The sequence below is a fragment of the Pseudomonas sp. UBA1879 genome (assembly GCF_002338065.1).
Lineage (GTDB): Bacteria > Pseudomonadota > Gammaproteobacteria > Pseudomonadales > Pseudomonadaceae > Aquipseudomonas.
In genome coordinates, this window is the sequence record NZ_DDHJ01000001.1 from 26,518 (window position 1) to 52,334 (window position 25,817).

Sequence of the window (25,817 nt, forward strand, 5' to 3'; positions counted from 1 at the left end):
AGATATAACGCCAGCGAAAAAGTGAGAAACGGACAATTGACCGCTTCTTTATAAACCTTCGACCCGGTCAGCAGAATGACTGCTGCCTGTCAATATTGTCAGCTGCAGAAGGGCGGAGCATGAAGTTGCATCAAGAAAGCGCATCAGATGGCGATAACAAAGGGAGGGAAGGGAATATTCCTACAAACAAGTGCCCAAACGTTGGTCCATTGTCGGTGACTCGACTTAACTGTGACAGGCGGGACATCACTCCGGAGTGTAGCGATGAACAGTAAAAAGACAGTTTCGACGCTTTTTTCTATCGCGTTTATCGGGGCTTTCATGCTGTCTGGCGCAGCGGCCTCTGCACAAGGAAGTGCCCTCATGTTTCACGGACAGCTTGTCAACGGGGGATGCGAAGCGAAAGTGTCCATGGCGCCAAGTCAACTGCACGATCGCAAGTCCTTGACCGTGAATGCCGGTCTCACCCTGGGGCTGGTCAATCATGACGACGCCTGTGAGGGTGCCGCGGTGCCGGTATCCATGGCGTATGTCGAGCAGATCCCGGCCGCGGCCGGTGCGCACAGTGGGGTCGTGACCCTGACCTATCAATAACGGCGGCGAACGCGCCAGATCCTGACTTCGCTTCGAACGCAAAAGACCGCCCCAGTCAATTCGGCTCAGGCGGTTTTTTTTGCGTCCGGGGATTGCCCGTGGTGACGAATCCTTACACCGCCCCGGCAATCCTTCATTCACCTTTTTTTCAGACGATATCCCGCGAAGCCACGCCGTTCGTGGGTTGTGTCATAGCTCTGTCATGTCCTACGGAAATGTCCGGCGCACTGCACTGTCATTTCTGCAAGTTCAAAGTACATAGCCTGACAGCCGCCTATCAGGCGTTTCCTTATAGTTCTCATCGTCCTCTTGGGCACACACGAATTGACACAAGGAACGTCGTTAACATGAAAAAGATCTCTCTTTCTCTGGCTATCGTGGCCGCAATGGGCTTGGGTGCAGTGGGCAGTGCCAACGCAGCGAACAATGGCAAGCTGGTCTTCAATGGCACCCTCACCAATATCACCTGTGACATCGGTGCCGGTACCGGTGCCAGCCCCGGCACTAATCCGGGCGAAATCAACGTCGACATGGGCAACGTCTCGTTCTCCGAGATTGGCCGCTTCGCCGACAACAAACTGGCCACCGCGTCGCCAATTCAACTGCTGGTCAACTGCACCGGCGGCGCTGCGCAATACAACACCGTCGACATGCGCTTCGTCGCGCGTCAGGGCAGTGGCCTGGATAACCTCGATCAGAAGCTGCTGCGCACCACCGGCGCTGCCGACGGCGTGGGCATTGGCCTGCTCAATTCTTCGTATCAGTTGATGGACCTGAGCGGTAACGAAACCATCGACGCACCGCTGGTCCAGGATGGCGCAGGCGGTGCCACGGCTGAACTCAACTTCGGTGCGGTGTATGTGCTCAACGGCGCAAGCACCAACCCTGGTAATGCGGATGGCTTCCTGCCGTTCGTGATGGATTATCAGTGAGGCCTCGGCGGGGCCAGCATTGCTGGCCCCGCCACCCTCCGATCAAGAGACGCCCCTCATCATGTTTTTTCATCTTCTACGACGCCCGGCGCTGTGGTTATGCGCAGCACTGGCGATGACCCCGGCCGTTCAAGCGCAGGCCGGTATCGTGTTGAACACCACCCGTGTGATCTACCCGGCCACGGACAAGGAAGTCAGCCTGCAAGTTCACAACACCGGCACCTCCGAAATCCTCGCCCAGTCGTGGCTCGAAGCTGACAACGAGAGTCCGTCGGCCAGCCATCCATTGTTCGTGATCACCCCCGCGCTGGCGCGACTGGCTGGCAATGCCAAGCAATTGATCCGGATCATCTACGCCGGGGAAGGCTTGCCGAATGACCGGGAATCGGTGCTGTGGCTCAACGTTCAGGAGATTCCGCAGGTCGCTCGTGAAAACGAGCTGCAGATCGCCATCCGTCAGCGCATCAAATTGTTTTATCGGCCCCGAGGCTTGACCGAAGACCCGCTGCAGGCCGCGCAGGCCCTGCAATGGCAACTGCGCGACGGGCAACTCGAGGTCGTCAATCCCGGCCCCTATCACGTCTCGATGATCAAGCTTTCGGCAGCTCATCGGGGGGAGGTGGCGTTTGAACAGGACAGTCGAATGCTCACTCCCCATTCGCGCGTGCGATTCCCGTTGAAAGAAGGGCGTCGCAATGACCTGTTGGACCTGACATTCATCAGCATCAACGATTTCGGGGGCCAGGAGGCCTACCGCGCGAAAGTGTCAACCGACCGACCCACTCAGGCGACCAAGTCCGAGTCACGCCCCGACTAGCCACCGCCACGCCGGTCGGGATTTTTCGTTACCCCACCTTTTCAAGCCGGAAATGCATCCGGCTTCTGCGTCGCACGCCTGTGAGAAAGGAATCCACGGGTGCATCGACACTCAGAGTGCGAGTGAAATCAGCTAATGGAACGGCGAGACAACAACACCCCGAAACGTAGTTCGAAACCCGACCTGCCCGACAAACCAAGGCCTGCTTGCACGCTGCGCATCCCCATGGAGCGTCATCCCCTGGCCGCTCGCGTCACCGCTGCCGTTGCGTGGATGGTCAGCGTGAGCGCCCTGGCAATGACCGACGGCAGCGCTGACAGCGAGGCATCCGCATCGACCGCCTCAACCCTGAAATTCAACACGTCGTTCATCCAGGGAACCGATCAGCCCGCTGATCTGGAGACGTTTCTGCAAGGCAACAGCGTGGTGCCGGGGACTTATCGTGTCGACATCTACGTGAATCGGACCTTGAGCGGACGGCGCGACGTGCAGTTCATGGCGAACGCGACAACTGGCGTGATCGAAGCCTGCCTGACCCTTGAGATGCTGACCCAATTCGGCATGGACACCTCCGCGTTGAACACTACTGACAGTGTGCCCGACCGCTGCTTCGATCTCGCCGCCAACGTCCAATTCGCTCAGGTCGAATATCAGCCCACCAGCCTGCGGCTGAACATCAGCATTCCGCAGGCCATGATGCTGCGCAGCGTACGGGGCTACGTCCCGCCCGAGTTATGGGATGAGGGTGAAACGGCAGCGTTCATCAATTACAGCTTCAATGGCGCTCGTCGTACGCGCGGCGATCAGACTCAAGATCAGTATTACCTGGGTCTGCGCAACGGACTGAACCTGGGGGCGTGGCGGCTGCGCAATGAATCCTCGCTGGCCTACGGCGATGCACAGCCTTACCGCTTTCGCAGCAATCGGACCTTTCTCCAACGCGACGTGACAGCGCTGAAAAGCCAGCTGACCCTGGGTGAAACCTTCACCGATTCCCAGGTCTTCGACAGTGTGCGTTTTCTCGGCGCCACGCTGGCGTCCGATGACGGCATGCTTCCCGACCGCGAACGGGTCTATGCGCCGATCATTCGAGGCATCGCCGAGACCAACGCGACCGTGGAAGTGCGGCAGAACGGTTTCATGCTCTTCAGCGGCAACGTGTCGCCGGGGCCCTTCGTAATATCAGATATTTACCCCAGCGGCTCCAACGGCGATCTGGAGATCACCGTGGTCGAGGCCGACGGCCGCAAGCGCGTTTTCGTACAGGCCTATGCGTCACTGCCGATCATGGTGCCAAAGGGGGCGTTGCGCTACAGCCTCGCCGCGGGGCAGTACGACAGCCATGACGCTTCGGGAGCGTCACCGGCATTTACCAGCGCGACGTTGATCTACGGCCTGACCGAGCAGGTCACGGTGGCTGGCGGTACGGAAATCGCCGAAGACTTTCGGGCGGGCAACATCGGGGCAGGGGTCAACACCGGCCTGGGCGCGGTGTCGCTGGACCTCACCCAATCCGTCAGCGAGCAGCCCCGCACAACCCAGACCGGACAGAGCTTTAGAGTGCGTTACGCCAACACCTTGGATCTGACCCATACCACGCTGGCAGTGGCCGGCTATCGCTATTCCACCGACGGCTATCGCACGTTCGCCGAGCATGTCGAAGAGCGCTCGGCGTTGAACGGCGTCGGCCTCGGGCGCGCCAAGGACCGCGTCGAATTCAGTCTCACCCAGGCGCTGCCCGCGCAGTCTGCGTCGCTGAGCTTTACCGGTTCCGAGCAACGTTACTGGGATTCCGCCAGCAAGACTCGACAGTTTTATCTGACGTGGAACGCGGCTTGGCGCAGCCTCAGCTATGGCATTTCCGTCGAGCGTAATCAGACTTTTCTGATTGACGGCCAGCGCCAATCGGATAACCGCGTCGCTTTGACATTGAGCCTGCCCTTGGGGAACAGCCCGTCATCTTCGAGAGCCTTCCTCAATGCCGTGCGCGACAGCGCTGGCGATCACGACCTTCAGGCGGGGCTCAGTGGTCAGGTATTCGATGATCGAAGCACCTTCTATTCGCTGCAGACCGGGCATGACAGCCGTTCGGGGGCGTCCGCTTCCGGCAAGATCAACACGACCACCTCATTCGGGCGGTTCGATGCCGGGTATGGCCAGGGCCGCGATTACCGGGCGTTCAATGTGGGCGCAGCGGGCTCGGTGGTCGCCCACGCGGGCGGCGTGAACCTTGGCCAGCCGCTCGGCGAAACGTTTGCCTTGGTGCAAGTCAAGGATGTCGCCGGGGCGCGGCTGAACAATGACAGCCACATCGAAACCGCCGCAAACGGCTACGCGGTGTTGCCCTATGTCCAGCCGTATCGCGGCAACTGGGTCAGCCTTGACACCCGCCAATTGGGCGCCGATGTGGAGCTGGAAAACCCGGTCACGCAGGTCATTCCTCGTCGGGGAGCCGTATCCCGGGTGAACTTCAAGGCGAAGGTCGGGCGTCGCGTGCAGTTCGAAATGACGCGCGAAGACGGCAGCCGCCTGCCGCTCGGCGCAATGGTCGAAGACGACCACGGCAAGTCGCTCGCGGCGGTCGACCCCACCAGCCGTGCATTGGTATTGAGCGAGGAGGATAGCGGCACCCTGGTGGTCAAATGGGCCGATCAGCAGTGCCAGGCGCGGTTCGCGTTACCGCCGCGTGACCCGCAGCGCACCTATGACCGAATCAAGGTGACGTGCCAATGAAACAGGTGATTGCGATGTGCCTCGTTGCGCTGCTCGTTCCTTTGTGGGCATGTCCGGCACAGGCCGTAGTGTCATTGGGCGGTACCCGGTTGGTGTTCGACGGTCGGTTCCGAGAGGCGATCCTCGACGTCAGTAATCCGGGTCAGGCGCAGGTGCTGATTCAAGCGTGGATCGCGAAGCCAGGCGCCGCTCCTTCAGCCCAAGCGGATTTGCCGTTCGTCCTTACGCCTCATCTGGCGCAGATTCCGGCGATGGGGCGGCACAGGCTGCGGGTGCTGTATGAGGGCGTCGGCATGCCGCTGGACCGCGAATCCTTACTGCACCTGTACGTGCTGGAAGTGCCCCGCCGCAGCGAGGCCCGGCAGCAGTTGAGCATCGCGGTGCGCCAGCGCATCAACATGTTTTACCGACCAGAAGGTCTCGCTGGCGATCCTGCTGACGTGCCGCTACGTCTTCGCTGGCAGCGGGGAAAGCCAGATTCCCACACCCTCAATGTGCGCAATCCAACGCCTTTTCATGCCTCCCTGCTGAACATTGCATTCAATGGGGTCGAGGTCAGTGAAGACCTGATGATCGAGCCGTTCTCCGAGCGCTTATTGCCCCTGCCGAAGACGCTACCGGAAGGGCTGTCACGTCTTGCCGGGGAGGGATGCCTGAGCTTCAAGGCCCTGACCGATTACGGCGGTCAACGCGACTTTTCCACCCAAGGACATGACTCGGAGCCGTTCACGGCGCGCCTGCGCGACGCCTCCGGTCGCACCCCTGCGTCTCCTCAATTCATCGAGAAATGCTGAACATGACACCGTTCATATTGACCCGTTGGTGCACGACGTTTCTGTGCGCACTGCTGCTTCCCGCAACCGGCATGGCCATGACCTGCAAAACCCAAGACACGGGCGACACCGTGATGCGTGCCGACCTCAGCAGCAGTGTCGCGATCCCGGCGAGTTTGCCTGATGGTAGCGTCGTCTGGCGTTCGGAACGGCTGAACGCGGTCGTTGAATGCTCCCGCGAAGCAGCAGGGCCTGCGGAAGAGGTTGTGCTGTACTTGAATCCTGAAAATGTCCAGATCGGTCAGGGTATTCGTGCGGGGCTGACACTCAATGGCGTCGATTACCTGCAAAGCAGCGGGCGGGTGCCTACACAACAGGTGCTCCCCGCCTGCACTGAGGGCTTGGGCAATATCGCGGCCTGTCCGAAGGTCAGCTTCAATTTGCCGTTTTCAGTGTTCATCGAGAAATACGGCCCCACTCCGCCGTCCGGGGCCGCCAGCGATGTGTCCGACTACCGCATGTTCCAGGTCGACAGCGGCAACGGCATGAACCCGCTGCCGGACAACAACCTCAACTACATCATCAACAACCTGACGGGCCTGCGATTCGTGGCGTGTAATGCGCAGCTGCGCGTGCTGCCAGAGACCGTCGACTTCGGGAGCGTGCCGATCAAGAACGTTCGCGTGGGCGAAGTGGCGACGTTTGAGCGATTCGCCCTGGCGACGAGCCGAACCTGTGATTCGCCCTTTAGCCTCAATGCCCGATTCACCCCGGTGTCCGGCACGCTGGCGGGCGATGTGCTAGTGCCCGTCAACAATGACAGCATCGGCATCCGCATCACCCACGCCCCTGCCCACCGACCGATTCGCTTCAACGAGCCGTTTCACATCATTGACCTGCTGGACGACACCTATTCCGGTACGGCGGATTTCAACGCCGAGTTGGTGTGGCAAACCAACGCCCCAACCCCCGGCCCGTTCTCGGCGGAGGTGTTCGTGGACCTGTTCTACGAGTAGCCGTTGCTCGGTTGCCATGGGCGGTGGAGGGCGATTCAGGTATGCTGCGCGGCCTGCGGGCAACGCCTGTTCGCCCATCGATCTTCCAGCGCTCACGGAGCTTCCATGACCACCCCCGAACACACGCCAGCTCCCGACAGCGCGGACGTTACCGCCGATACCTACGCCGAGCCGGGTGAGAAAAAAGCCGCCATTCCCGCCTTCGGTTTCCCGTTCAAACCGGGCGAATTGCTGCAGGCGAAGAAGCCCTCGTCGCACTACAAGGGCGCAGGCAAATCGAATCACGACAAACGCCCAGGCGCGGCGCCTTCAGGCACCCGCCGCTCAATGGGCAAGCGCTGATCACGTTAGACAGGGCTGTGTCGGCTGTTCTGCGTGAATTTACTGGCGAAAGCGGCCGGCCTGTCACTGCGACTGCGACTGACACAGCGACTTCGCGAGCAAGCTCACTCCCACAGCCCTGAATTGTCGAGCCTGCGGCGTGTTCAGCCCTCTTTGCGAAAGCTGTCCCGGTACTGTGTCGGCGTGACTCCCAGCCGTTGGGTGAAGATCAGCCGCATGCGCGCGGCGCTGCCGAAACCGCAGTGATACGCCACTGCCTTGATCACCATTTCGCTGCCTTCCAGCAAATGCCGGGCAGCGTCGATGCGGGCGCGTTGCACAAACTCGGCGGGGGTCACTTTTGCCTCGCGGGCGAAAACGCGGGCGAAGCTGCGCGGACTCATTGACACGACTTCAGCCAAGCGTTCCACCGAGAAAGGCTCGCTGATGTGCTCCATCACGTAGCGTTGAATCTTCGTCACCGGCGAATCATCGTCTGTCGATGCACTCAGGTAGGGGCTGAACTGCGATTGCCCGCCTTGGCGCTGGGCCACCACCAACAACCGCTTGGCGACCGCCAGCGAGATGGCTGGGCCATGGTCCTCAGCGACGAGCGCCAATGCCATGTCGATCCCCGCCGTGACCCCTGCCGAGGTCATCAGCTTGCCGTCGCGCACATAGATCCGGTCAGGCTCGACCCTGGCGTTCGGGAACAGGTCGGCCAACTGCTGAGCATGGCTCCAGTGGGTGGCGGCCTGTTTGTCGTCAAGCAATCTGGCGTGCCCGAGGATGAAGGCTCCGGTGCAAATGGAGCCGTAACGGCCCGCTAACGGCGTCACTTCATTGAGCCACGCCGTGATGTGCGGCATTTCTGCGCTTTCAGGTAACGAAGGGCCGCCTGGCACCAGAACGATGTCGAATTGCTTGGGTGCATCGGCCAAATCGTATTGGGCGCCGAGGGGCATGCCATTGGAGGCGAGGATGGGGTAGGGCGCCGCGCCGATGGTCACGATCTGATAGCCCTCGCCCTGAGGCACGAAGCGGTTGGCTTCGGCGAAAACGTCCAGTGGGCCTGCAACGTCCAGGGACTGAACATCGGGGAACAGTACAATCGCAACGCTTTTCATCGATGAGTCTCAGGCGCCCGGCAAAGGGATGAAGATATAGCCTATTTCTTCGGCACCGTAGTGACGTTATCCCACTCGGTGATCAGCGCTTTCTGGTTCTTGCGGTCGTACAAGCACAGCTCAGTGCCGGTTTTGTTCTTCATGAACGCCTGCTTGTACTGGCCTTTGATCAACAGCGCGTTGTACCCGACGCTGTCGTCGAACATCGCAGCGGCGCCGGCAGGTTTGGCGTTTTTCAGGGTACTGGCTGCGACACAGCTGTCGATCAGGGTTTTGTCGAAGGCTTTCCAGGCGTCCGGGCTGGATGCACTGGCCTGACCTGCAACGGCCGTCAGGGCCAGCAGCACTAAAGTGGTCCGTTTCATAGGCGTCTCCATCATGGTCTTATCAGCGTAATGACAGCGCGTTTGACTGAATCAGCGGCGTTCTAGTTCGCGACGCTGCACGTAGTACATTTCAGCCCGTTCATACAGACGCCGCGCCGTCAGATTGCTCTCCATGACCTTTAGATCAACATACCCTTCGCGTCGCGTGGCGAACGTCTTGAAGATGTGATTCAGCAATGCAAGCCCTACACCCCGACGCTGCATACGTGGATGCACCACCAGATTGCGGATGAACGCGCTGCGCCAGCATTGCGCAACAGCGACCACCCCTGACGGGTCTTGCACCACAAAACACAGCCCTGGGTCGAATTCCGGATCGTCCTCGAAGCCGCTCAGCCACGTCGCGAAATCGGCCACCCGCCCTCCACCCAAGTCAGTGCCGAGCGTGAGCAGCTGGTGCACCGCAGGGGCGTTTTCGAAGCAGAAGTCCACCGGATACGACAACTCGGGCCATGTCACCGGCGGCCGGGGCCGGCGCAGGTCGCGACGCATCAACCAGTAATGATCTGATGACGCGTCGTTAATGTCGGGCTTTACAGACCCTGGGCTTCCACCGTACGGGCGGCTTCGATCAAACATCGTGTCAGCTCGGGTGAGGAGAACTTGGTCAGCACAGCATTGGCGCCTGCCGCCTTGGCTTTTTCGGCGTTCATCGCGCTGTCCAGCGAAGTGTGCAACAGCACGTAAAGCGCTTGGAAGTCCGGGGTTTCGCGCAAGGTACGGGTGAACGCATAGCCGTCCATTTCCGACATCTCGATGTCCGACACCACCACATTGATCTGTTGCGCGGTGCCTTGCAGGTCAAGCAGATGATCGATCGCTTCACGGGCGCTGCGGGCGGTGTGGCATTCGATACCAAGGTTGCGCAACGTGATTACCGACTGCTGCAACGCCACCTGGCTGTCGTCGACGACCAGAATCCGTGCCTTACTCAAGACTTCGATTTCTTCCGGCTTGAGCTCGGCAGCCTCCGCGACGATCTGCGCTGGGGCAATACCGTGGATGACCTTTTCGATGTCCAACACTTGAACCAGCGTCCCGTCGACCTGCGTCACGCCGGTGATGAATGATTTGTTGCCCGAGCCAAAGGGCGGCGGGCGAATGTCGGTGGTCAGGCAATGCACGATCTTGCTTACCGCTTGAACGTGCAGCCCCTGTTTGGAGCGGCTGACGTCGGTGACGATCAGGCAGCCCCCGTCCGGATCGAGCAACGGGCGCTCGCCGATGGCACGGCTGAGGTCAATCACTGACAGCGAGTTACCCCGTAGGGTCGCAACACCTTTGACGTGCGGGTGCGATTCCGGAAGGCGGGTGAGGGGAGGGCAGGGGATGATTTCACTGACTTTGAGCAGGTTGATTGCCATCAGCTTGCCGCTGCGTAACGTGAACAGCAGAAGCGAAAGCGAATCCGCGCGAACGTTTTTGGACATGTGAACCTTCTGTCATGCAGTGTCTGAATGCGCCTGAACGCGCAAACAGCTATCGATGACGGTTTATCGACCCTGTGCACTCAGGCTTTAGCTTTTTGCCGAAGCGCGTCGGACTGTTCGTAGTCATAGTGACTTTTTACGTGTCTTTTTGACCCCATAAAGGCCCGAGTCAAAAAGACTCTTTAGTGCTAACAGATTGATTAAGCTGATAAATTTATCTGGCACGATTCCTGATCTATCACAGGCATTCTTTCTCCACCAAGCCTCAGGAGTTCATCATGTTGAATGCTTCGGATCGTGCCATCGTCAAGTCCACTGTCCCGTTGCTGGAAAGCGGGGGCGAGGCGCTCACCACGCACTTTTACAAGAAGTTGCTCGACAGATATCCACAGGTCCGCCCGCTCTTCAATCAGGCGCATCAGGTGAGTGGCGACCAACCCCGCGCCCTGGCCAACGGTGTCCTGATGTACGCCCGCCACATCGATGAGCTCGAACAATTGGGCGGTCTCGTCACCAAGATCATCAACAAGCACGTTGCGTTGCAGATCCTTCCGGAACATTACCCGCTGGTGGGTGAATGCCTGTTGGAAGCGATTCGCGAAGTGCTGGGAGCGGAAATCGCCACCGACGAGGTGATCACGGCCTGGGGCAATGCTTACCAGCAACTGGCCAGCATCCTGATCGGCGCCGAAGAGAACATCTACGAGGAAAAGGCCGAGGCCCCTGGCGGCTGGCGCAGTGCGCGTGAATTCAAGGTGGTCAACAAAGTGGCCGAAAGCGCCGAGATCACCTCCTTCTATTTCGCCCCAGCCGATGGTCAGCCCATCATCGACTTCATGCCCGGTCAGTACATTGGCATGCAGCTGTTGCTGGATGGCGATGAGATCCGTCGCAACTACTCGCTGTCAGCGCGGGCGGGAGACAATCAGTATCGCATCAGCGTGAAACGCGAACCTGGCGGTCGCGCCTCCAATTTCTTGCATGATCGCGTGCACGTGGGCGACAGCATCAATCTGTTCCCGCCATCCGGGGAATTCACCCTGGCGCACAGTGACAAGCCTTTGGTGTTGATCAGCGGAGGTGTCGGTATCACGCCAACCCTGGCCATGTTGCAAGCGGCGCTCGACACACCACGTCCGATTCACTTCATTCACTGCGCGCGCAATGGTTCGGTTCATGCGTTTCGCGACTGGGTGGAAGGCCTGGCAGGGCAGCATCCTCAATTGAAGCGGTTTTATCTGTACAGCGAGGATGACGGCGTCAGTCCTGCGGCCGACGCGGTGGGCATGCTGGATCAAGCGCGATTGGAACAGTGGCTGCCTGAGGATCGCGACCTTGATGCCTACTTCCTCGGACCGAAGGGTTTCATGGCCGCCGTGAGACGCCAGTTGAAGGCGGCGGGGGTGCCGGAAGCGCAAGCGCGGTACGAATTCTTCGGTCCCGCCTCGGCGCTTGAATAACCCTGCGCTGCGACAAATAGACGCATCCTTCTATATATATGGAAGGGTGCGGCGTTTCGCCCCTGCGTCAAAGCGTCGCACGCTTCTATATATAGAAGGGGGTGGCGGGTGTAGCCACTCAGATCAGGGTATCGGGGTTAATGTCTGGCTAATGGGAGTGTGCTCAACATCTTATCCGACGTGCGGCGGCGACGATGGTAGAATTGCCGGCTTTCCGGGCGCCCGGCGCACGCGACAACGTAGATCTTCGATCTGAACGGGCACTACATCCAAAGGGTATGTGAATGACTGACGAGACGTTTTACCTGCGGCGCGAAAAGCAGTTCCTGGTGTTGCTGGGCATCATCTGCCTTGCACTGATTGGTGGCGCTTTGTACATGCAGGTCGTGCTGGGCGAGGCGCCTTGCCCACTGTGCATCCTGCAACGCTATGCGCTGTTGTTCATCGCCATCTTCGCATTCATCGGCGCAAGCATGCGCGGGCGCACGGGGCTGAGCATTTGCGAAGTGCTGGTGACGCTAAGTGCCGTAGGCGGCGTCATCGCGGCCGGGCGGCACGTCTGGATTCAGACTCATCCTACTGAAAGCTGCGGCATCGACGTCTTGCAGCCGATCGTAGACGGTTTGCCGCTTGCCTCGCTGTTTCCGCTGGGTTTTCAGGTAGCTGGCTTCTGCGAGACGCCATACCCGCCAGTCTTGGGACTTTCACTTGCACAATGGGCACTGATTGCTTTTGTTCTCACCGTGATTCTGGTACCCGTAGGCATCATCCGGAACAGGATGAAAGCGCGTTAATTACAAAGTGTTGCGCAAAAAATCGCCACAAATGCCCCAGGAACTCTGGGGCCTTTTCCGGTTTTGTCGGTGCGACATAAGCGCGCATTCTTACTGAATCGGAAATTAACTGTTGCGCAGAAACTCATAGTCAATAAAACTTTACGTATCTACAATCGCCCCCACTTAACGCCCCCCCATCACGTATGGACGGCGTAAATCGAGGTCGTGAAGGGGATTTGCCCCTTCGTAGACGCCGTTTGGTTGGCCTCTTGAGTCAAATTCTGAATGTCTGCGCCAAGGGATTTGGACCGCATCGGCGGTTGCCACCATTCGAATAAGAAACCACAGCTAAACCCGGATTTGTTACGAGGCCGAACGCTTCCTGACAGGCCCCTGTTCAATCCAAAGAATTTGCCAGCACCTGGCAGGGTGAAGTGTTGGCGGTCGAAACCCAACTGCGATGCGAAAGCTGCTTTTAGAGGTCGTGAGATGAGTAAAAAAAGGTACCCCAGATTTTTTGGCTTCTTGGCCCTTTTCAGCATGCTCCTGCTTAGCGGGTGCGATTACACCCTGCTGGATCCCAAGGGCCATGTCGGCGTGCAAGAGCGCGATCTGATCATCACCGCGACCTTGCTCATGCTGCTGGTGGTGGTGCCGGTCATCTTCATGACCATCATCTTCGCCTGGAAGTATCGCGCGACGAACAAGAGCGCTACCTACACGCCTGACTGGGCGCATTCGACCCGTATCGAACTGATTGTCTGGCTGGTTCCGTTGGCCATCATCATCGTGCTGGGCTATGTGACCTACAAGTCTACTCACGCTCTGGACCCGTACCGTCCGCTGGAGTCCGACGTGAAGCCTGTGACCATCCAAGTGGTCGCGCTCGACTGGAAATGGCTGTTCATCTACCCGGAACAGGGTATTGCCACCGTCAACAAAATTGTGTTCCCGGCCCACACCCCGATCAATTTCCGCATCACCTCCGATTCGGTCATGAACTCGTTCTTCATCCCTGCCCTGGGTGGCCAGATTTATGCGATGGCCGGCATGCAGACTAAACTGCACTTGATCGCCAACGAAAACGGCGAGTTTGACGGTATCTCCGCAAACTACAGCGGCGCGGGTTTCACCGGTATGAAATTCACGGCAACCGCTACCGATCAGGCCGGTTTCGACGCTTGGGTGGCAGAGGTCAAGAATTCACCTAAACAGCTGGCAACGGCTGAGTACACCGCTCTGGCCAAACCTAGCGAACGTAACCCCGTTGAACTCTACTCCACGGTCACTCCTAACCTGTTTCAAATCATCATCGACAAATATGAAGGTATGAAGCCGGGCAAGATTGTCCACGAGAAGAAAGAAGTGGCCGGTATGGAAGGGATGGACATGGGTAAGCATTCAGCTGCTGAGGCAGAGGAGTAAACGATGTTTGGTAAATTAACGCTCGACGCGGTTCCGTTTCACGAACCGATAGTCATGATCACGCTCGCGATGATCGCTATCGGCGGTGTGGCGGTTCTCGGTCTGATCACGTACTTCAAGAAGTGGACCTACCTCTGGACCGAGTGGCTGACGTCGGTCGACCACAAGAAAATCGGCGTGATGTACATCGTCATCGCCATGGTCATGCTGCTGCGTGGTTTTGCCGACGCCATCATGATGCGTTCCCAGCTGGCCCTGGCCACCGAAGGTTCGCCTGGCTACTTGCCGCCTGAACACTATGACCAGATCTTCACCGCCCACGGTGTGATCATGATCATCTTCATGGCGATGCCATTCTTCACTGGCCTGATGAACATCGTTGTGCCTCTGCAGATCGGCGCGCGTGACGTTGCCTTCCCGTTCCTGAACTCCTTGTCCCTGTACCTGCTGATTTCCGGCGTGGTGCTGGTGAACGTGTCCCTGGGCGTCGGCGAATTCGCACGCACCGGTTGGGTAGCCTATCCGCCGCTGTCGGAGCTCGGCTATAGCCCTGGCGTGGGTGTGGACTATTACATCTGGGCACTGCAGCTATCGGGTCTGGGTACGACACTGACGGGCGTTAACTTCCTGGTTACCGTTCTGAAAATGCGCACCCCCGGCATGAAACTGATGGACATGCCGATCTTCACCTGGACCTGCACCTGGGCCAACGTCCTGATCGTGGCTTCGTTCCCGATCCTGACCGGCACCCTGGCGTTCCTGACCCTCGACCGTTACCTGGACTTCCACATCTTCACGAACGAGTTGGGTGGTAACCCGATGATGTACGTGAACCTGTTCTGGGCGTGGGGTCACCCTGAGGTTTACATCCTCATCCTGCCGGCGTTCGGGGTCTTCTCCGAAGTCATCTCGACGTTCACTGGCAAGCGCTTGTTTGGCCACCATTCGATGATCTACGCTTCTGGCGCAATCTCGGTGCTGGGCTTCATGGTATGGCTGCACCACTTCTTCACCATGGGCTCGGGTGCGAGCGTCAACGCCTTCTTCGGTCTGGCGACGATGCTGATTTCCATCCCGACGGGTGTGAAGCTGTTCAACTGGCTGTTCACGATCTATCAGGGCCGTCTGCGCTTTACCGCGCCAGTGTGCTGGACCCTGGGCTTCATGATCACCTTCTCCATCGGTGGTATGACCGGCGTACTGCTGGCCATCCCGGGTGCTGACTTCGTTCTGCACAACAGCCTGTTCGTGATCGCGCACTTCCATAACGTGATCATCGGTGGTGCGGTATTCGGTTACATCGCCGGCTTCGCGTTCTGGTTCCCGAAAGCGTTCGGCTTCAAGCTGAACGAGAAGTGGGGCAAGGCAGCGTTCTGGTTCTGGATCTCGGGTTTCTACGTCGCTTTCATGCCGCTGTACGCCTTGGGCTTCATGGGCATGACCCGTCGTCTGAACACCACGGACAACCCGGACTGGACGCCTTACCTGCACGTTGCCTTCTGGGGCGCCGCGCTGATCGCAGTCGGTATTGCCTGCCAGCTGATTCAGATCTACGTAAGTATCCGTGACCGTGAACAGAACCGCGACCTGACCGGTGACCCATGGAATGGCCACACCCTGGAGTGGTCGGTGTCTTCGCCTCCGCCGTTCTACAACTTCGCAGAGCTGCCAAAGGCTGACGAAATCGACGCGTTCTATGCGGCCAAGCGTGATGGCGAAGCGTACAAGGTCCCGGCCAAGTACCACGACATCCACATGCCTAACAACACCGCGACCGGCATGATCATGGGTGGTCTGCTGACCGTCTTCGGTTTCGCGATGATCTGGCATATCTGGTGGCTGGCAATCGCGAGTCTGGTAGGCACTGTCGTTTACCTCGTCATCCACGCTTCACGTGACGATCAGGGCTACATGGTTCCTGCTTCGGAAGTGGCACGTATCGAAGGCGAGCAGCACAAGATCCTGGCTTCGGTGCGCGCTGCCGAGGCGAACTCTCCTGTCAATAAGCTGGAGCAGGCATAAACAATGTCGAACTTAGTATTTGAAGGGGCGAAAGGTCACGATCACGATCATGACCACGCCCATGATCATCACGATGCCGGCGAGATGAAGATCTACGGCTTCTGGATCTACCTGATGACCGACTGCATCTTGTTTGCGTCGATCTTCGCAATCTATGCAGTGCTGGTGAACAATGTTGCCGGCGGTCCTTCGGGCCACGACATCTTCGAACTGCCTTACGTGCTCGGCGAAACCGCCTGCCTGTTGCTCAGCTCGATCACCTACGGCTTCGCCATGCTGGCGATGCACAAAGGCAACAAGGCGGGCGTACTGGGCTGGTTGTTCATCACCTTCCTGTTCGGCCTGGGCTTCATCGGCATGGAAGTCAACGAGTTCCACCTGCTGATCGAAGAAGGCTACGGCCCTAACCGCAGCGGTTTCCTGTCGGCGTTCTTCACGCTGGTCGGTACCCACGGTGTGCACGTGACCAGCGGTCTGATCTGGATGGCAATCATGATGTACCAGGTCAGCAAGCACGGCCTGACGTCCACCAACCAGACCCGCTTGAGCATGCTCAGTCTGTTCTGGCACTTCCTGGACGTGGTCTGGATCTGCGTGTTCACCGTTGTCTATCTGATGGGGACCCTTTAAATGGCTAACTCACCACATTCTCATGACGACGCCAGCCACGGCAGCTTCAAGTCGTACATGGTCGGTTTCGTCCTGTCGATCATCCTGACCGCGGTTCCATTCGGTCTGGTGATGTTCCCGACCCTCTCGAAAGTCGCCACCCTGTGGATTGTGCTGATTTTCGCGGTCGTGCAGGTCCTGGTTCACCTGGTGTACTTCCTGCACCTGGACCGTTCCGCAGCCCAGCGCAACAACGTGATCGCGTTTGCGTTCGCGACGTTGGTGATCTTGCTGCTGGTAGGTTTGAGTGTCTGGATCATGTTCAGCATTCACACCTTCATGATGGCGAAGTGAGGAAAACCTGATGTCACTGAAGCACTTTATCCAAATCACCAAACCGGGGATCATTTTCGGTAACGTGCTTTCGGTGGCTGGTGGCTTTTTTCTCGCATCCAAGGGGCATGTCGATTTCGGCCTGTTCCTCGTTGCAATGATTGGTACGTCGCTAGTCGTTGCATCCGGTTGTGTCTTCAACAACTGCATCGACCGCGACATCGACCAGAAGATGGAACGCACCCGTAATCGTGTGCTCGTACAAGGGCTCGTCTCGCTAAGACTGGCCCTGGTCTATGCCACGGTTCTGGGGGTTGTCGGCGTCGGCCTGCTGTATTTCAAGGCCAACGCGCTGGCGGCACTGTTTGCCGTTATCGGGTTCGTGATTTATGTCGGCTTCTACAGCCTGTACCTGAAACGCAAATCGGTTCACGGCACACTGGTCGGCAGCCTTTCCGGGGCAATGCCGCCTGTGATTGGCTATGTGGCCGTCAGCAACAGCTTCGACCTGGCTGCGCTGACCCTGTTGGTCATGTTCAGCTTGTGGCAAATGCCTCATTCGTATGCGATCGCGATCTTCCGTTTCAATGACTACCTGGCTGCCTCGATTCCGGTTTTGCCGGTCAAACGTGGCATTCGGGTCGCCAAGCGGCACATCCTGATCTACATCCTGGCGTTCCTGCTGGCGACCCTGATGCTGACGTTCGGCGGCTACGCCGGGCTCAATTATCTGGCAGTCGCAGCGGCCATGGGCATGTACTGGTTGTACATGGCCTGGACGGGCTACAAAGCCAAGGACGACACCGTATGGGCACGTAAGCTGTTCGTGTTCTCCATCTTCACGATCACTGCTCTGAGCGTGGCCATGTCGCTGGATTTTCAGGTAACTAAGGAACTGCTGATTACATACGCGGCTCCTTGACCTGCCTGAGTGCAGTTGAAAAAAGACCCCGTTGTTCTCAGGAACAACGGGGTTTTTTATTGAGTTATCCGAAAGCTTCAATGCGGATTGGTTACCGGCATGAGTGGGAAGAATCCGGTTTTTGCGTACTCAAGGGCTATTCAGCCATGACAAAAGCCATCGCTTTGCCGCATCATGTGGCTGTTTTGTACAAGGATCGTAGCGAAATGCCTTCGATCCAGTCGTAGAGACATAACAAACAGAATTATGACTGACCAAATCATTCCAGAAATCCGGCCCAACCATGACTCGATGCCTTTGGTATCGATCATTGCGCCCTGCTACAACGCAGAAAAGTATCTGGACGCCGCCATTGCCAGCATCTTCGCTCAGGATTACCAGAACTTCGAAGTCATCATCGTGGATGACGGTTCGAGCGATAACAGCGTTGCCATGCTGCAGGCGTTGCAAAGCCAATACGACTTTCAGCTCTATCGCCAGGCTAACCAGGGCGTTAGTGCCGCGCTTAACCATGGGCTCAAGCACGCGCGCGGCGAGTACGTGTGCACGCCTGACCTCGACGACATCATGCTGCCGTCATCCGTGCGCTTGCGCGCCGATTACCTGAATCAGCATCCCGAGGTTGGCTGCGTGGGCGCGCTGATCATCTACATGGATTCGGATGGCAACGACACCAAGATGCAAAAGCTGTCGGGCATCAAGAAGCTCAGCTTTGATGAAATCCTCGGCGATGCCGTCGTGGTGGGCGCGCCGGTTTCGCTGTATCGCATGGAAGCGTTAAGGGTCGTGGATTTCTATGACCCTGAGATTCGCGTCCAGGATTTCCAGATGACCCTCAAAATCGCCAGCAAAGGCTATGAGGTGCATGTACTGCCGGTAAACGTTACGCGCTATCGCCGTCACCCGAACAACCTGTCGCGTCGCTACAAAGTGCTGCTCGACGCCGACATGCGCACCATCGCCCCTTATCGCGCGCATCCGGCCTACAATCGCGGCTTCACGGCGATCATCAACAAAGCGCTGAAATACGCCGTGGTGAGCGACAAAAAGTACGCCTGGAGCCTGTTGCGCTCGATTCCGCTTCGGCAATTCAACAAAACCACTTTTCGCCGCTTCAAGCGCCTGTTGCTGCACCGCCAGAGCAGCTGACCCGCTACCTCGCGCCTGCTCTCGTTCACGGACCCCGCATGAAATTCCTCGAACTGCTCAAGACCCGCAAGACCCGAAAACACCTGCGCAGCCTGGACAAGCTCCAACGCGCCGCGGAAAAAATCCGGCTGCGTTATCCGCACTACGAAGTGGGCACGGGGACCTACGGCATTCCTGAAGTGTTCGAGTTCGGCGATGACACGATCCTGCGCATCGGCTCATACAGCTCCATCGCCGCGGGGGTGAAGATTCTGTTGGGCGGTGAGCATCGCACGGACTGGCTGACCACCTACCCATTCCCGGCCATGATGAGCGGCTTGGAAGACATCAAGGATTACGCGCCGAGCAAAGGCGATGTGGTCATCGGCAGCGACTGCTGGATCTGCGCCGGCGCGACCATTCTGTCCGGCGTGACCATCGGCCATGGCGCCATCGTCGCAGCGGGCGCAGTGGTAGCCCGCGACGTGCCACCCTTTGCCGTGGTAGGTGGTAACCCTTGCAAGTTCATTCGCTGGCGTTTTGAAGAAAGCATTCGTGACCAACTCCTGCACGCCGCCTGGTGGGATTGGCCGATGGAGGAGGTGAAGTCGGTCGCGCGGATGCTGTCCGGCGCGGATCTGGACGCTTTTCTGGATTACCTTCGGACCCGCAAACCCGCCTGACGCCACGTAGCGGGGCCGCTATGGGGATCAGGGTTACGTAGGCTCGATGCCGTCCACGGCCTTTGGCGGCCCCAGCACGATTGCCAGATGCCGCAGGTCATCGATCTCCACGCTCACGCTCTTGCCCGACGGGCTGGCCTTCAGCGTCCCCAGCGCAAACACGGTAAAAAATCGCACCTCGTCAGCGTGACTCAACAGCTCGCTGATGTAGCGGCTGGACCGATACGCCTTCATCTGCGCGGGCGAGACGTACAGCGTTGCGAGCCTGCCCTGTAACCGGTCGAAGAATTTGAATTTGAACCCCGTGCCATAACGCTCCACCAGCCCGCCGCCGTACAACACGCGTCGTTCGTCACCCAGTTGGGCGAATTTGATGTGGCGAAAGTACGCGCGCAGCGAGACCTCGCCCTGACCTGGAATCCGTAAGGTCAGCAGCGCGAACTCCTCTTTGGTGAGCTGCGCCTGCGCCTGACGGAAGCTGTCCACCAGCCGCTCCAGATTGTGGGTGCGGGTTTCCCTCGGCTCTTTGCTGTTTACCGCGTCGGGGGCGGGCGTGGAGGCTGTCGGCTGATGATCAGGTGTCTTGTCAGACTTCGCCGTCGAGGCGTCGGATTTTGCCCGCTCTTTCGGTGCAGGATCGAACACATCGATGTAGTCGTCGAGCTTGCGCTTGACCTTGCGCAGTGTGGTTTCTGCCAACGTCTCCGAGGCGCTGGGGTTGTCTGCGTCAGCCTCGGACTCGTCGACCCACTCACAATCGGCATGATGCTCGTAGTTGGGATTGGCCCTGAAATGTGCCGCGACGAACGTCGGATTCTCCTGCGGCCTCACGTCGTAACGCACGCCCGTGATTTTCACACCCTGCGCCCGGCAGGCTTCAGTCGAACACAGAAAGTTGAACCGCGCCCGAGGTGGCTCCTGGGAAAAATACTCGCGCCGCGCCGCCACGATCGACAGCTCCTGCTGCAGCTCGACACAAAACGCGCGGGTGATGCTCTTGCTGGTCTTCATGAATGCGGCCGGTCCTTCGCCGAAGTGATCTCCCGGCATGATGCTGAATTGCCAGACGACGAGCAATTGAAATGACGCGACGTGGGACTAGGGGGCAGGCACCGCCAGCCATTGCGCCACGACTTTCTGATACGCGCCGGTGGCTTTGGCCAAATGCAGCCACTGATCAACGTAGGCCTTCCAGCTAACGTCGTCGCGAGGCAGCAAATACGCCTTCTCGCCGTATTGCATATAGCGTGACGGATTGACGGTGCACAGCCCTGGGATGCGCTTCTGTTGATAGAGCGCCTCAGACGCATCAGTGATCATTACGTCAGCTTTGCCATCGAGCAGCTGCTGAAAGATGGTGGTGTTGTCGTGGAATGCCAGCGAAGCCTTCGGTAGGAATGCATGGGCAAACGCCTCGTTGGTCCCGCCTTGAGGCTCGATCAGGCGTACGTGTGGCTGATTGATCTGGTCGAGGGTCTGGTACTTCGCCTCGTCCTCGCAACGGACCAGCGGCACCTTGCCATCGACGTCCAGCGTGTCGCTGAAAAACGCTTTTTTCTGCCGCTCGAGTGTCACCGAAATCCCGCCGACTGCCACATCGCACTTGCCCGCCGTGAAGTCTGTCATCAGGTATTTCCACGTCGTCGGCACCCACTGCACCTTCACGCCCAGGCTTTGTGCAAGGGACTGGGCCAACTCAATATCAATGCCTTCGTACTGGCCGTCAGACTTGAGAAAGGTGTACGGCTTGTAATCGCCGGTGGTGCAGACTGCCAACTCGCCTTTCTGCTGGATTGCGTCCAGATGCGATGTCTGCTCGGCGGCCTGAGCGTGTGTGATGGTGAGCAGGGTCATGAGCAGAGTGGCTGCGGTGCGTGTGTTCATTGCGTTTATCCCGAGGCTTTATCATTCGCGTCTCGTTATAAAAGCATGGGCGCGAGAAAGGAAGCCTCGGCTCATTTAGCTTGAGGTCCTTGCGCCCGTTTTTTTGCGCGTTGATGCCGATACCACGCCACGCCAGCCGCGATCACAACCACACCCATCAGGATCGGCAGGCGGTAGGGCTTCAGATTGCCGAGGAAATGCTCCAACGCTTCCCCCGCCCAGTAGCCGCCCATGACGAACAGTGTGGCCCAGACCGCAGCACCCAGCAGATTGACCAGGGAAAAACGAATGGGCGACAGGCGACTTGCGCCGATCACCAGCGGCCCCACCAGACGCATGCCGTAGAGAAAACGCACCGAGAAAATCGACGCCGTGGGGTAGCGCTCGATCAACGCGGACACCCGGTCGATGGCTGCTTGCTGGCGATGCAGCTTGGGCATGATGCGAGGGCCGAAATAGCGCCCGGTCCAGAACAGAATCTGGTCACCCAACATACCGCCGAGGGTCGCGACGGCGATCACGTCAATCAACCGTAGCGACGTTTGATGAGCCGCCAGCCCCCCAAGAATCAGGATCGTTTCACCTTCGAGCAGGCAGCCAATGAATACCGCCCAATAACCGTAATTGGCGAGCAGATAGTTGATGTCGATGTGTTCGAACATGAGATCGGGCGGCCTCGAAAACGATTAATGACCGCAGGGGCATCCAGCGGAAGGCATGCCGTTCGACTAAAGGGTCGAGCAACAGTTCTATCGTGTCGTACCCCGCCAAGCTTTATCCCTGGGGGAATTGACCCGGATCTGAAAGACACTTCATCAAGTGGTCGTAGACCAATCTGACACGCGGCGGGACAGGGCCTGACTGCGTACGGTAAATCATCAGATCGATGGGTGGCGGCGCGATTTCATCCAACACTTCGACAAGCCGCCCTTCGCTGAGCCAGGGCTCGGCCAGGTAGTGCGGCATCTGGGCATACGCGAGGCCCGCGAGGACGAATTCCAATTCCGTTTCCGGGTCGTCGCAACTGAACGCGGAAGAGGGCGCAAGGTAAGTCTGGCCACCGGCAAAAAACCATGGCCATGGTCGTCCATTCTTGCGATCAATCAGCATCGACAGCGGCATGGCCTTTAGCGCTTCGAGACTGGTGGGGATGTCTGTTTCGGCGATGAGCGTCGGGGCTGCGACGACTTTTAACGGCACGTCACCCACGGCGCGCGCGATGTAGCGTCGGTCCTTGACAACGCCGACCCGGATGCCGATATCAATTCGCGACGCCACCGCATCGGTCAATTCGTCATCCAGACTCAAGTCGATCTGGAGTCCCGGGTTTTCCTGCATCAACGGCTTGAGGAACCGCGCTAGATACAACTTGCCGATGGCATGGGGCGCGGTAATGCCTACTCGCCCGGCGACGGTTGTCTGCTGCGTTTTCGAATGCTCGACGAACAGATTATCGAATCGGTCCAGCGTCTCCTTCGCCTGTTGCGCGATCTGCGTGCCGAACGCCGTGACATGCGCCTGCCGCGTGCTGCGATGAAACAGCGGCTCGGCAAACATCCGCTCCAGTTCTTTCACTGCCCGCGTGACCTTCTGTGGCGATGTGCCCAGCCGCTGCGCCGCCTCCCGAAAACTCGGCGCCTCAACGGCGACCAAAAACACCCGAAGCATTTCCATGCGGTTGAGCACTGATCGACCTCTCCAGACACTGTTCCACAAAGTGGAATTCTAAAAGCCAAACTCTTCCATTTTCTGGATCGAAACGCTACTGCAAACTTGCGCTCAACCACTACCCACCATGCAAGTGCAGGAGACTCGTTATGAGCAATGGCATCCAAGGCAAAGTCGTCGTTATCACCGGTGCAAGCAGCGGCCTGGGCGAATCCACCGCCCGCCATCTGGCCAAACTCGGCGCCAAAGTCGTCCTCGGCGCGCGTCGTCAAGAGCGGATGGACGTCATCGTCCAAGAGATTAAAGCCGCAGGCGGCGAGGCATCGGCCTACACCGTCGACGTCACCCGCCGTGCAGATCTCGAAGCCCTCGTCGCCCACGCGGTTCAGGATTTCGGCAAAATCGACGTCATCGTCAACAACGCAGGCTTCATGGCCATCGCGCCGATTTCCGAACTGCGTGTTGATGAATGGGACCGCATGATCGACATCAACGTCAAAGGCGTCCTCTACGGTATCGCCGCCGCATTGCCGAAGTTCGAAGCCCAGGGCTTTGGCCACTTCATCAACATCTCGTCGGTCGCCGGCATCAAAGTCTTCAGCCCGGGCGGCTCGGTCTACAGCGGCACCAAATACGCCGTCCGCGCCATCTCCGACGGCCTGCGGCACGAAGTCGGCGGCAAAATCCGCACCACCACCATCGAGCCCGGTGCCGTGGATTCCGAATTGAAACTGGGCAGCGGCCACCAGCCGAGCGCTGACGTCGTGAACGAGTTCTACAAAATGGCGATCCCGGCAGAATCCGTGGCACGCGCGATTGCCTTCGCGATTGAACAGCCGGGGGATGTGGACATTAACGAGATTGTGCTGCGGCCGACTGCGCAGGATTTCTGACTGGAAACGAGTGTTGCCTGCAAAGCGTTTCAAGCCAGCAATACTCGAAAACTTGAGTCGTTTGCATTACATCAGTGGGAGCGAGTTCGTTTGCGAGAGGCCGGATGGCCGACTTAACTTCGTCGGCCATCCAAGCTCTTTGCTTGCAGGAAATTCCACAATCTGTTCTGTGAATCTATTCATGCCGAAGTTCAATCCTTGGGCCGGTCGAGCGAAATGCATCGCGGTGTTTTGTAGGATTAATCATCAAATTATGTAAGGGGAGGATGAAAAGCCGATTTGCGGTAGATGTCCAGTTGTTACCAAAACTTTTCCTCGTTAGCTTCTCGGGGTCCAGCCACCCCTGCTCCACCAGTCCATTCGGAGTAGATTGTTCTTACAGGGAAGCGTTATGCCAGATGATGAAAAGTTTCGCGTCGTTTTAAGCTATGCCCAAATGGCAGCCATTTTAGAGCACGAGTCGCTTTCTGAAACCGAGATAAGCTTTAATCGAATATTTGGCAGTCTGCGACTCGTCGGCGGCATCGTCGAGTTGGCAGGATCACGAGTGCTCTGCGCTGCCCCCGAGCCCTTTTTCACCAAAATAGGTTGCGTTGCCATGGGCGTGCATGGTTCGGATCAAGCATCCGCAGGCATGCATCAACTTGTCACCGGAAAGGCAACCGACTCCTTCGCATTCAAGATAGGCGCATCCACCGCCGGGGGGATTGGCGCATCTCGGACCACTGCTCGCGTTGTCGGATTGGCAACTGAATTCGCTGTGCCCCTGTCCACTGCATCTTTGTACAACGCATTCAGGGTCTCTTCCGTACGGGCCGGGAAGATGACAATTGCGGTGAGTGAGAAGTTTCCAAATGCGCCTAGGCAAGGTTTAGGCGGACATACAAAGTAGCTTCATATAGGCAAAGATGTAGAGGCGCTTCAGAAAAGGCTGAAGCGGAAGAAAAATGCAAATGCTATGTCTACATTTAGTAATCTGGAGACAGCTGAATGGGTAGTAAGTAGGGTACTGCAAACGCATAGGTACAAAATTCTAGGCTACTCGAAGCTCAACTTATTAAGGAGAAATAACCGCCTAACATTGAAAATGAGCTTCACAGAAGACGTAGGGTGGGGAGTTACCCGCGCAGCGCCTGATATCCCTGTCGGGATGAAAAATGTCGTCATCGTTGTCGAGTTTACGGAGTTCAACCATATGCCAGCCTTCATTGTGACGGCGTATCCCGTGTTGTGAGGCGCTATGCGTGGCTATATGCAGCTTATTGATTTCATGCGAGCGCTGAGTGATGGCGTTCAGGAGTATTTGCCTGAAGCTCAACGCACTGCGATCCAGAGTCTCGACGAGGTGGTTGACTGTTGGATGGAGAAAAAATCGTGCCTCGCGATCCGCTCGCTAGAGCGGGATATCGTGTCATTTATCAAGAAAGACGAGGCGGGTGATGGTTCGGTTTACGAGATGCTTTCTTGGTACGACTTGCTGTTTGCCTTGGAGCGATTCGGTTGCGACGAGACTGTGCTGTTGCTGAAAGTGCTCTCGATGATCAGAAAACGGGTATCTGAGGAAGGTCGTTCTGTCACGGATGACATCTGGCGATGGATGAAACGAAAAGCTCCGACCCTACAGAAGTGAACAGCGTACAGCGGGCGGGCTGAGAAACCGGAGAAAGATCAAGACCCGTCATTAGGCCTTGATCGATTTTCGCCCACAAAAAAACCGGCTCAAACATGGCCGGTTTCTTTTTCTTCAAGTCACGTAACCCCTTGAAGGTCTTGCTGTTTGGTGCCCCGAGGGAGACTCGAACTCCCACTCCTTTCGAAAACGGATTTTGAATCCGCCGCGTCTACCAATTCCGCCATCAGGGCTCAATGGCGGCGAAGTATAGAG

The 25,817-nt window shown here is 58.0% G+C and carries 28 protein-coding genes and 1 tRNA gene; 20 read left to right on the top strand and 9 right to left on the bottom strand.

Annotated elements, in window-relative coordinates:
- Positions 1 to 264: 264 nt before the first annotated feature.
- The 7 genes from B3N48_RS00120 (at position 265) to B3N48_RS00150 (ending at position 7,207) form a co-directional block, all read left to right on the top strand.
- The gene (locus B3N48_RS00120; protein WP_296178128.1) at positions 265 to 594 is read left to right on the top strand and encodes a hypothetical protein; all 330 of its coding nucleotides are present in this window, start codon (positions 265 to 267) and stop codon (positions 592 to 594) included.
- Between the two features lie 347 nt (positions 595 to 941).
- Complete coding sequence (locus B3N48_RS00125) at positions 942 to 1,526, top strand: fimbrial protein (RefSeq protein ID WP_296178129.1); 585 nt, start codon at positions 942 to 944, stop codon at positions 1,524 to 1,526.
- Between the two features lie 61 nt (positions 1,527 to 1,587).
- Entirely contained in the window at positions 1,588 to 2,343 is a 756-nt protein-coding gene (locus tag B3N48_RS00130; RefSeq protein WP_296178132.1) for a fimbrial biogenesis chaperone, read from the top strand.
- A 273-nt stretch (positions 2,344 to 2,616) separates the two neighbouring features.
- Positions 2,617 to 5,076 (top strand): fimbria/pilus outer membrane usher protein, encoded by a 2,460-nt coding sequence (locus tag B3N48_RS00135; RefSeq protein WP_414704181.1) that lies wholly within the window; start codon positions 2,617 to 2,619, stop codon positions 5,074 to 5,076.
- Positions 5,073 to 5,870, top strand: a complete 798-nt coding sequence (locus tag B3N48_RS00140; protein ID WP_296178135.1) for a fimbrial biogenesis chaperone — start codon at positions 5,073 to 5,075, stop codon at positions 5,868 to 5,870. Before B3N48_RS00135 ends, B3N48_RS00140 begins: the two co-directional genes overlap by 4 nt.
- A gap of 2 nt (positions 5,871 to 5,872) precedes the next feature.
- Positions 5,873 to 6,865: a fimbrial protein gene (locus B3N48_RS00145; RefSeq protein WP_296178137.1), complete on the top strand. Its 993-nt coding sequence runs from the start codon at positions 5,873 to 5,875 to the stop codon at positions 6,863 to 6,865.
- 105 nt (positions 6,866 to 6,970) lie between these two features.
- The gene (locus B3N48_RS00150) at positions 6,971 to 7,207 is read left to right on the top strand and encodes a hypothetical protein (RefSeq protein ID WP_296178141.1); all 237 of its coding nucleotides are present in this window, start codon (positions 6,971 to 6,973) and stop codon (positions 7,205 to 7,207) included.
- A 143-nt stretch (positions 7,208 to 7,350) separates the two neighbouring features.
- Here the strand turns inward: B3N48_RS00150 and B3N48_RS00155 are convergent, their stop codons facing one another.
- From B3N48_RS00155 to B3N48_RS00170, 4 genes are read right to left on the bottom strand one after another with little or no spacing between them, the layout of a single operon-like run.
- On the bottom strand, positions 7,351 to 8,313 hold the full coding sequence (locus B3N48_RS00155) for a GlxA family transcriptional regulator (RefSeq protein ID WP_296178143.1): 963 nt from the start codon (positions 8,311 to 8,313) through the stop codon (positions 7,351 to 7,353).
- A 41-nt stretch (positions 8,314 to 8,354) separates the two neighbouring features.
- The gene (locus B3N48_RS00160) at positions 8,355 to 8,678 is read right to left on the bottom strand and encodes a hypothetical protein (protein WP_296178144.1); all 324 of its coding nucleotides are present in this window, start codon (positions 8,676 to 8,678) and stop codon (positions 8,355 to 8,357) included.
- Positions 8,679 to 8,729: 51 nt separating this feature from the next.
- Positions 8,730 to 9,191, bottom strand: coding sequence for a GNAT family N-acetyltransferase (locus B3N48_RS00165; RefSeq protein WP_296178147.1), 462 nt, complete (start codon positions 9,189 to 9,191; stop codon positions 8,730 to 8,732).
- 41 nt (positions 9,192 to 9,232) lie between these two features.
- Positions 9,233 to 10,129 (bottom strand): chemotaxis protein CheV, encoded by an 897-nt coding sequence (locus B3N48_RS00170; RefSeq protein WP_296178150.1) that lies wholly within the window; start codon positions 10,127 to 10,129, stop codon positions 9,233 to 9,235.
- A 278-nt stretch (positions 10,130 to 10,407) separates the two neighbouring features.
- On the opposite strand from B3N48_RS00170, the gene hmpA reads away from it, so the two are divergent.
- From hmpA to B3N48_RS00215, 9 genes are all read left to right on the top strand, one after another.
- Entirely contained in the window at positions 10,408 to 11,589 is a 1,182-nt protein-coding gene (gene hmpA, locus B3N48_RS00175) for an NO-inducible flavohemoprotein (RefSeq protein ID WP_296178152.1), read from the top strand.
- A 284-nt stretch (positions 11,590 to 11,873) separates the two neighbouring features.
- The gene (locus tag B3N48_RS00180; RefSeq protein WP_296178155.1) at positions 11,874 to 12,383 is read left to right on the top strand and encodes a disulfide bond formation protein B; all 510 of its coding nucleotides are present in this window, start codon (positions 11,874 to 11,876) and stop codon (positions 12,381 to 12,383) included.
- A gap of 471 nt (positions 12,384 to 12,854) precedes the next feature.
- Positions 12,855 to 13,790, top strand: a complete 936-nt coding sequence (cyoA, locus tag B3N48_RS00185) for a ubiquinol oxidase subunit II (RefSeq protein ID WP_296178158.1) — start codon at positions 12,855 to 12,857, stop codon at positions 13,788 to 13,790.
- A gap of 3 nt (positions 13,791 to 13,793) precedes the next feature.
- Positions 13,794 to 15,812, top strand: coding sequence for a cytochrome o ubiquinol oxidase subunit I (gene cyoB, locus B3N48_RS00190; RefSeq protein WP_296178160.1), 2,019 nt, complete (start codon positions 13,794 to 13,796; stop codon positions 15,810 to 15,812).
- A 3-nt stretch (positions 15,813 to 15,815) separates the two neighbouring features.
- Complete coding sequence (locus tag B3N48_RS00195) at positions 15,816 to 16,442, top strand: cytochrome o ubiquinol oxidase subunit III (protein ID WP_296178162.1); 627 nt, start codon at positions 15,816 to 15,818, stop codon at positions 16,440 to 16,442.
- A complete protein-coding gene (gene cyoD, locus B3N48_RS00200) occupies positions 16,443 to 16,775 on the top strand; it encodes a cytochrome o ubiquinol oxidase subunit IV (RefSeq protein ID WP_296178165.1) in 333 nt (110 codons plus the stop codon).
- A 10-nt stretch (positions 16,776 to 16,785) separates the two neighbouring features.
- Positions 16,786 to 17,676, top strand: a complete 891-nt coding sequence (gene cyoE / locus B3N48_RS00205; protein WP_296178167.1) for a heme o synthase — start codon at positions 16,786 to 16,788, stop codon at positions 17,674 to 17,676.
- Positions 17,677 to 17,922: 246 nt separating this feature from the next.
- Complete coding sequence (locus B3N48_RS00210) at positions 17,923 to 18,825, top strand: glycosyltransferase family 2 protein (RefSeq protein ID WP_296178170.1); 903 nt, start codon at positions 17,923 to 17,925, stop codon at positions 18,823 to 18,825.
- A 38-nt stretch (positions 18,826 to 18,863) separates the two neighbouring features.
- A complete protein-coding gene (locus B3N48_RS00215) occupies positions 18,864 to 19,487 on the top strand; it encodes a CatB-related O-acetyltransferase (RefSeq protein WP_296178171.1) in 624 nt (207 codons plus the stop codon).
- Between the two features lie 33 nt (positions 19,488 to 19,520).
- Here B3N48_RS00215 and B3N48_RS00220 read toward each other — a convergent pair whose 3' ends face one another.
- The 4 genes from B3N48_RS00220 to B3N48_RS00235 form a co-directional block, all read right to left on the bottom strand.
- Positions 19,521 to 20,498 (bottom strand): ATPase, encoded by a 978-nt coding sequence (locus tag B3N48_RS00220; RefSeq protein WP_296178173.1) that lies wholly within the window; start codon positions 20,496 to 20,498, stop codon positions 19,521 to 19,523.
- A gap of 87 nt (positions 20,499 to 20,585) precedes the next feature.
- Positions 20,586 to 21,371 (bottom strand): transporter substrate-binding domain-containing protein, encoded by a 786-nt coding sequence (locus B3N48_RS00225; protein ID WP_296178176.1) that lies wholly within the window; start codon positions 21,369 to 21,371, stop codon positions 20,586 to 20,588.
- A gap of 71 nt (positions 21,372 to 21,442) precedes the next feature.
- On the bottom strand, positions 21,443 to 22,033 hold the full coding sequence (locus tag B3N48_RS00230) for a DedA family protein (RefSeq protein ID WP_296178179.1): 591 nt from the start codon (positions 22,031 to 22,033) through the stop codon (positions 21,443 to 21,445).
- Between the two features lie 112 nt (positions 22,034 to 22,145).
- Positions 22,146 to 23,057 carry a LysR family transcriptional regulator gene (locus tag B3N48_RS00235; protein WP_296178181.1) on the bottom strand — a complete coding sequence of 304 codons (912 nt, stop codon included), beginning with the start codon at positions 23,055 to 23,057 and terminating at the stop codon, positions 22,146 to 22,148.
- Positions 23,058 to 23,188: 131 nt separating this feature from the next.
- Between B3N48_RS00235 and B3N48_RS00240 the strand changes: the two genes are divergently transcribed.
- The 4 genes from B3N48_RS00240 (at position 23,189) to B3N48_RS00255 (ending at position 25,562) form a co-directional block, all read left to right on the top strand.
- Positions 23,189 to 23,932 carry an SDR family oxidoreductase gene (locus B3N48_RS00240; RefSeq protein ID WP_296178185.1) on the top strand — a complete coding sequence of 248 codons (744 nt, stop codon included), beginning with the start codon at positions 23,189 to 23,191 and terminating at the stop codon, positions 23,930 to 23,932.
- A gap of 391 nt (positions 23,933 to 24,323) precedes the next feature.
- Entirely contained in the window at positions 24,324 to 24,824 is a 501-nt protein-coding gene (locus B3N48_RS00245; RefSeq protein ID WP_296178188.1) for a hypothetical protein, read from the top strand.
- Positions 24,825 to 24,830: 6 nt separating this feature from the next.
- On the top strand, positions 24,831 to 25,166 hold the full coding sequence (locus B3N48_RS00250; RefSeq protein ID WP_296178810.1) for an RNase A-like domain-containing protein: 336 nt from the start codon (positions 24,831 to 24,833) through the stop codon (positions 25,164 to 25,166).
- 6 nt (positions 25,167 to 25,172) lie between these two features.
- Positions 25,173 to 25,562: a hypothetical protein gene (locus tag B3N48_RS00255; protein WP_296178190.1), complete on the top strand. Its 390-nt coding sequence runs from the start codon at positions 25,173 to 25,175 to the stop codon at positions 25,560 to 25,562.
- Positions 25,563 to 25,710: 148 nt separating this feature from the next.
- On the opposite strand, the gene B3N48_RS00260 is transcribed toward B3N48_RS00255, so the two are convergent.
- A tRNA-Leu gene (locus B3N48_RS00260) sits at positions 25,711 to 25,795 on the bottom strand.
- Between the last annotated feature and the right edge of the window lie 22 nt (positions 25,796 to 25,817).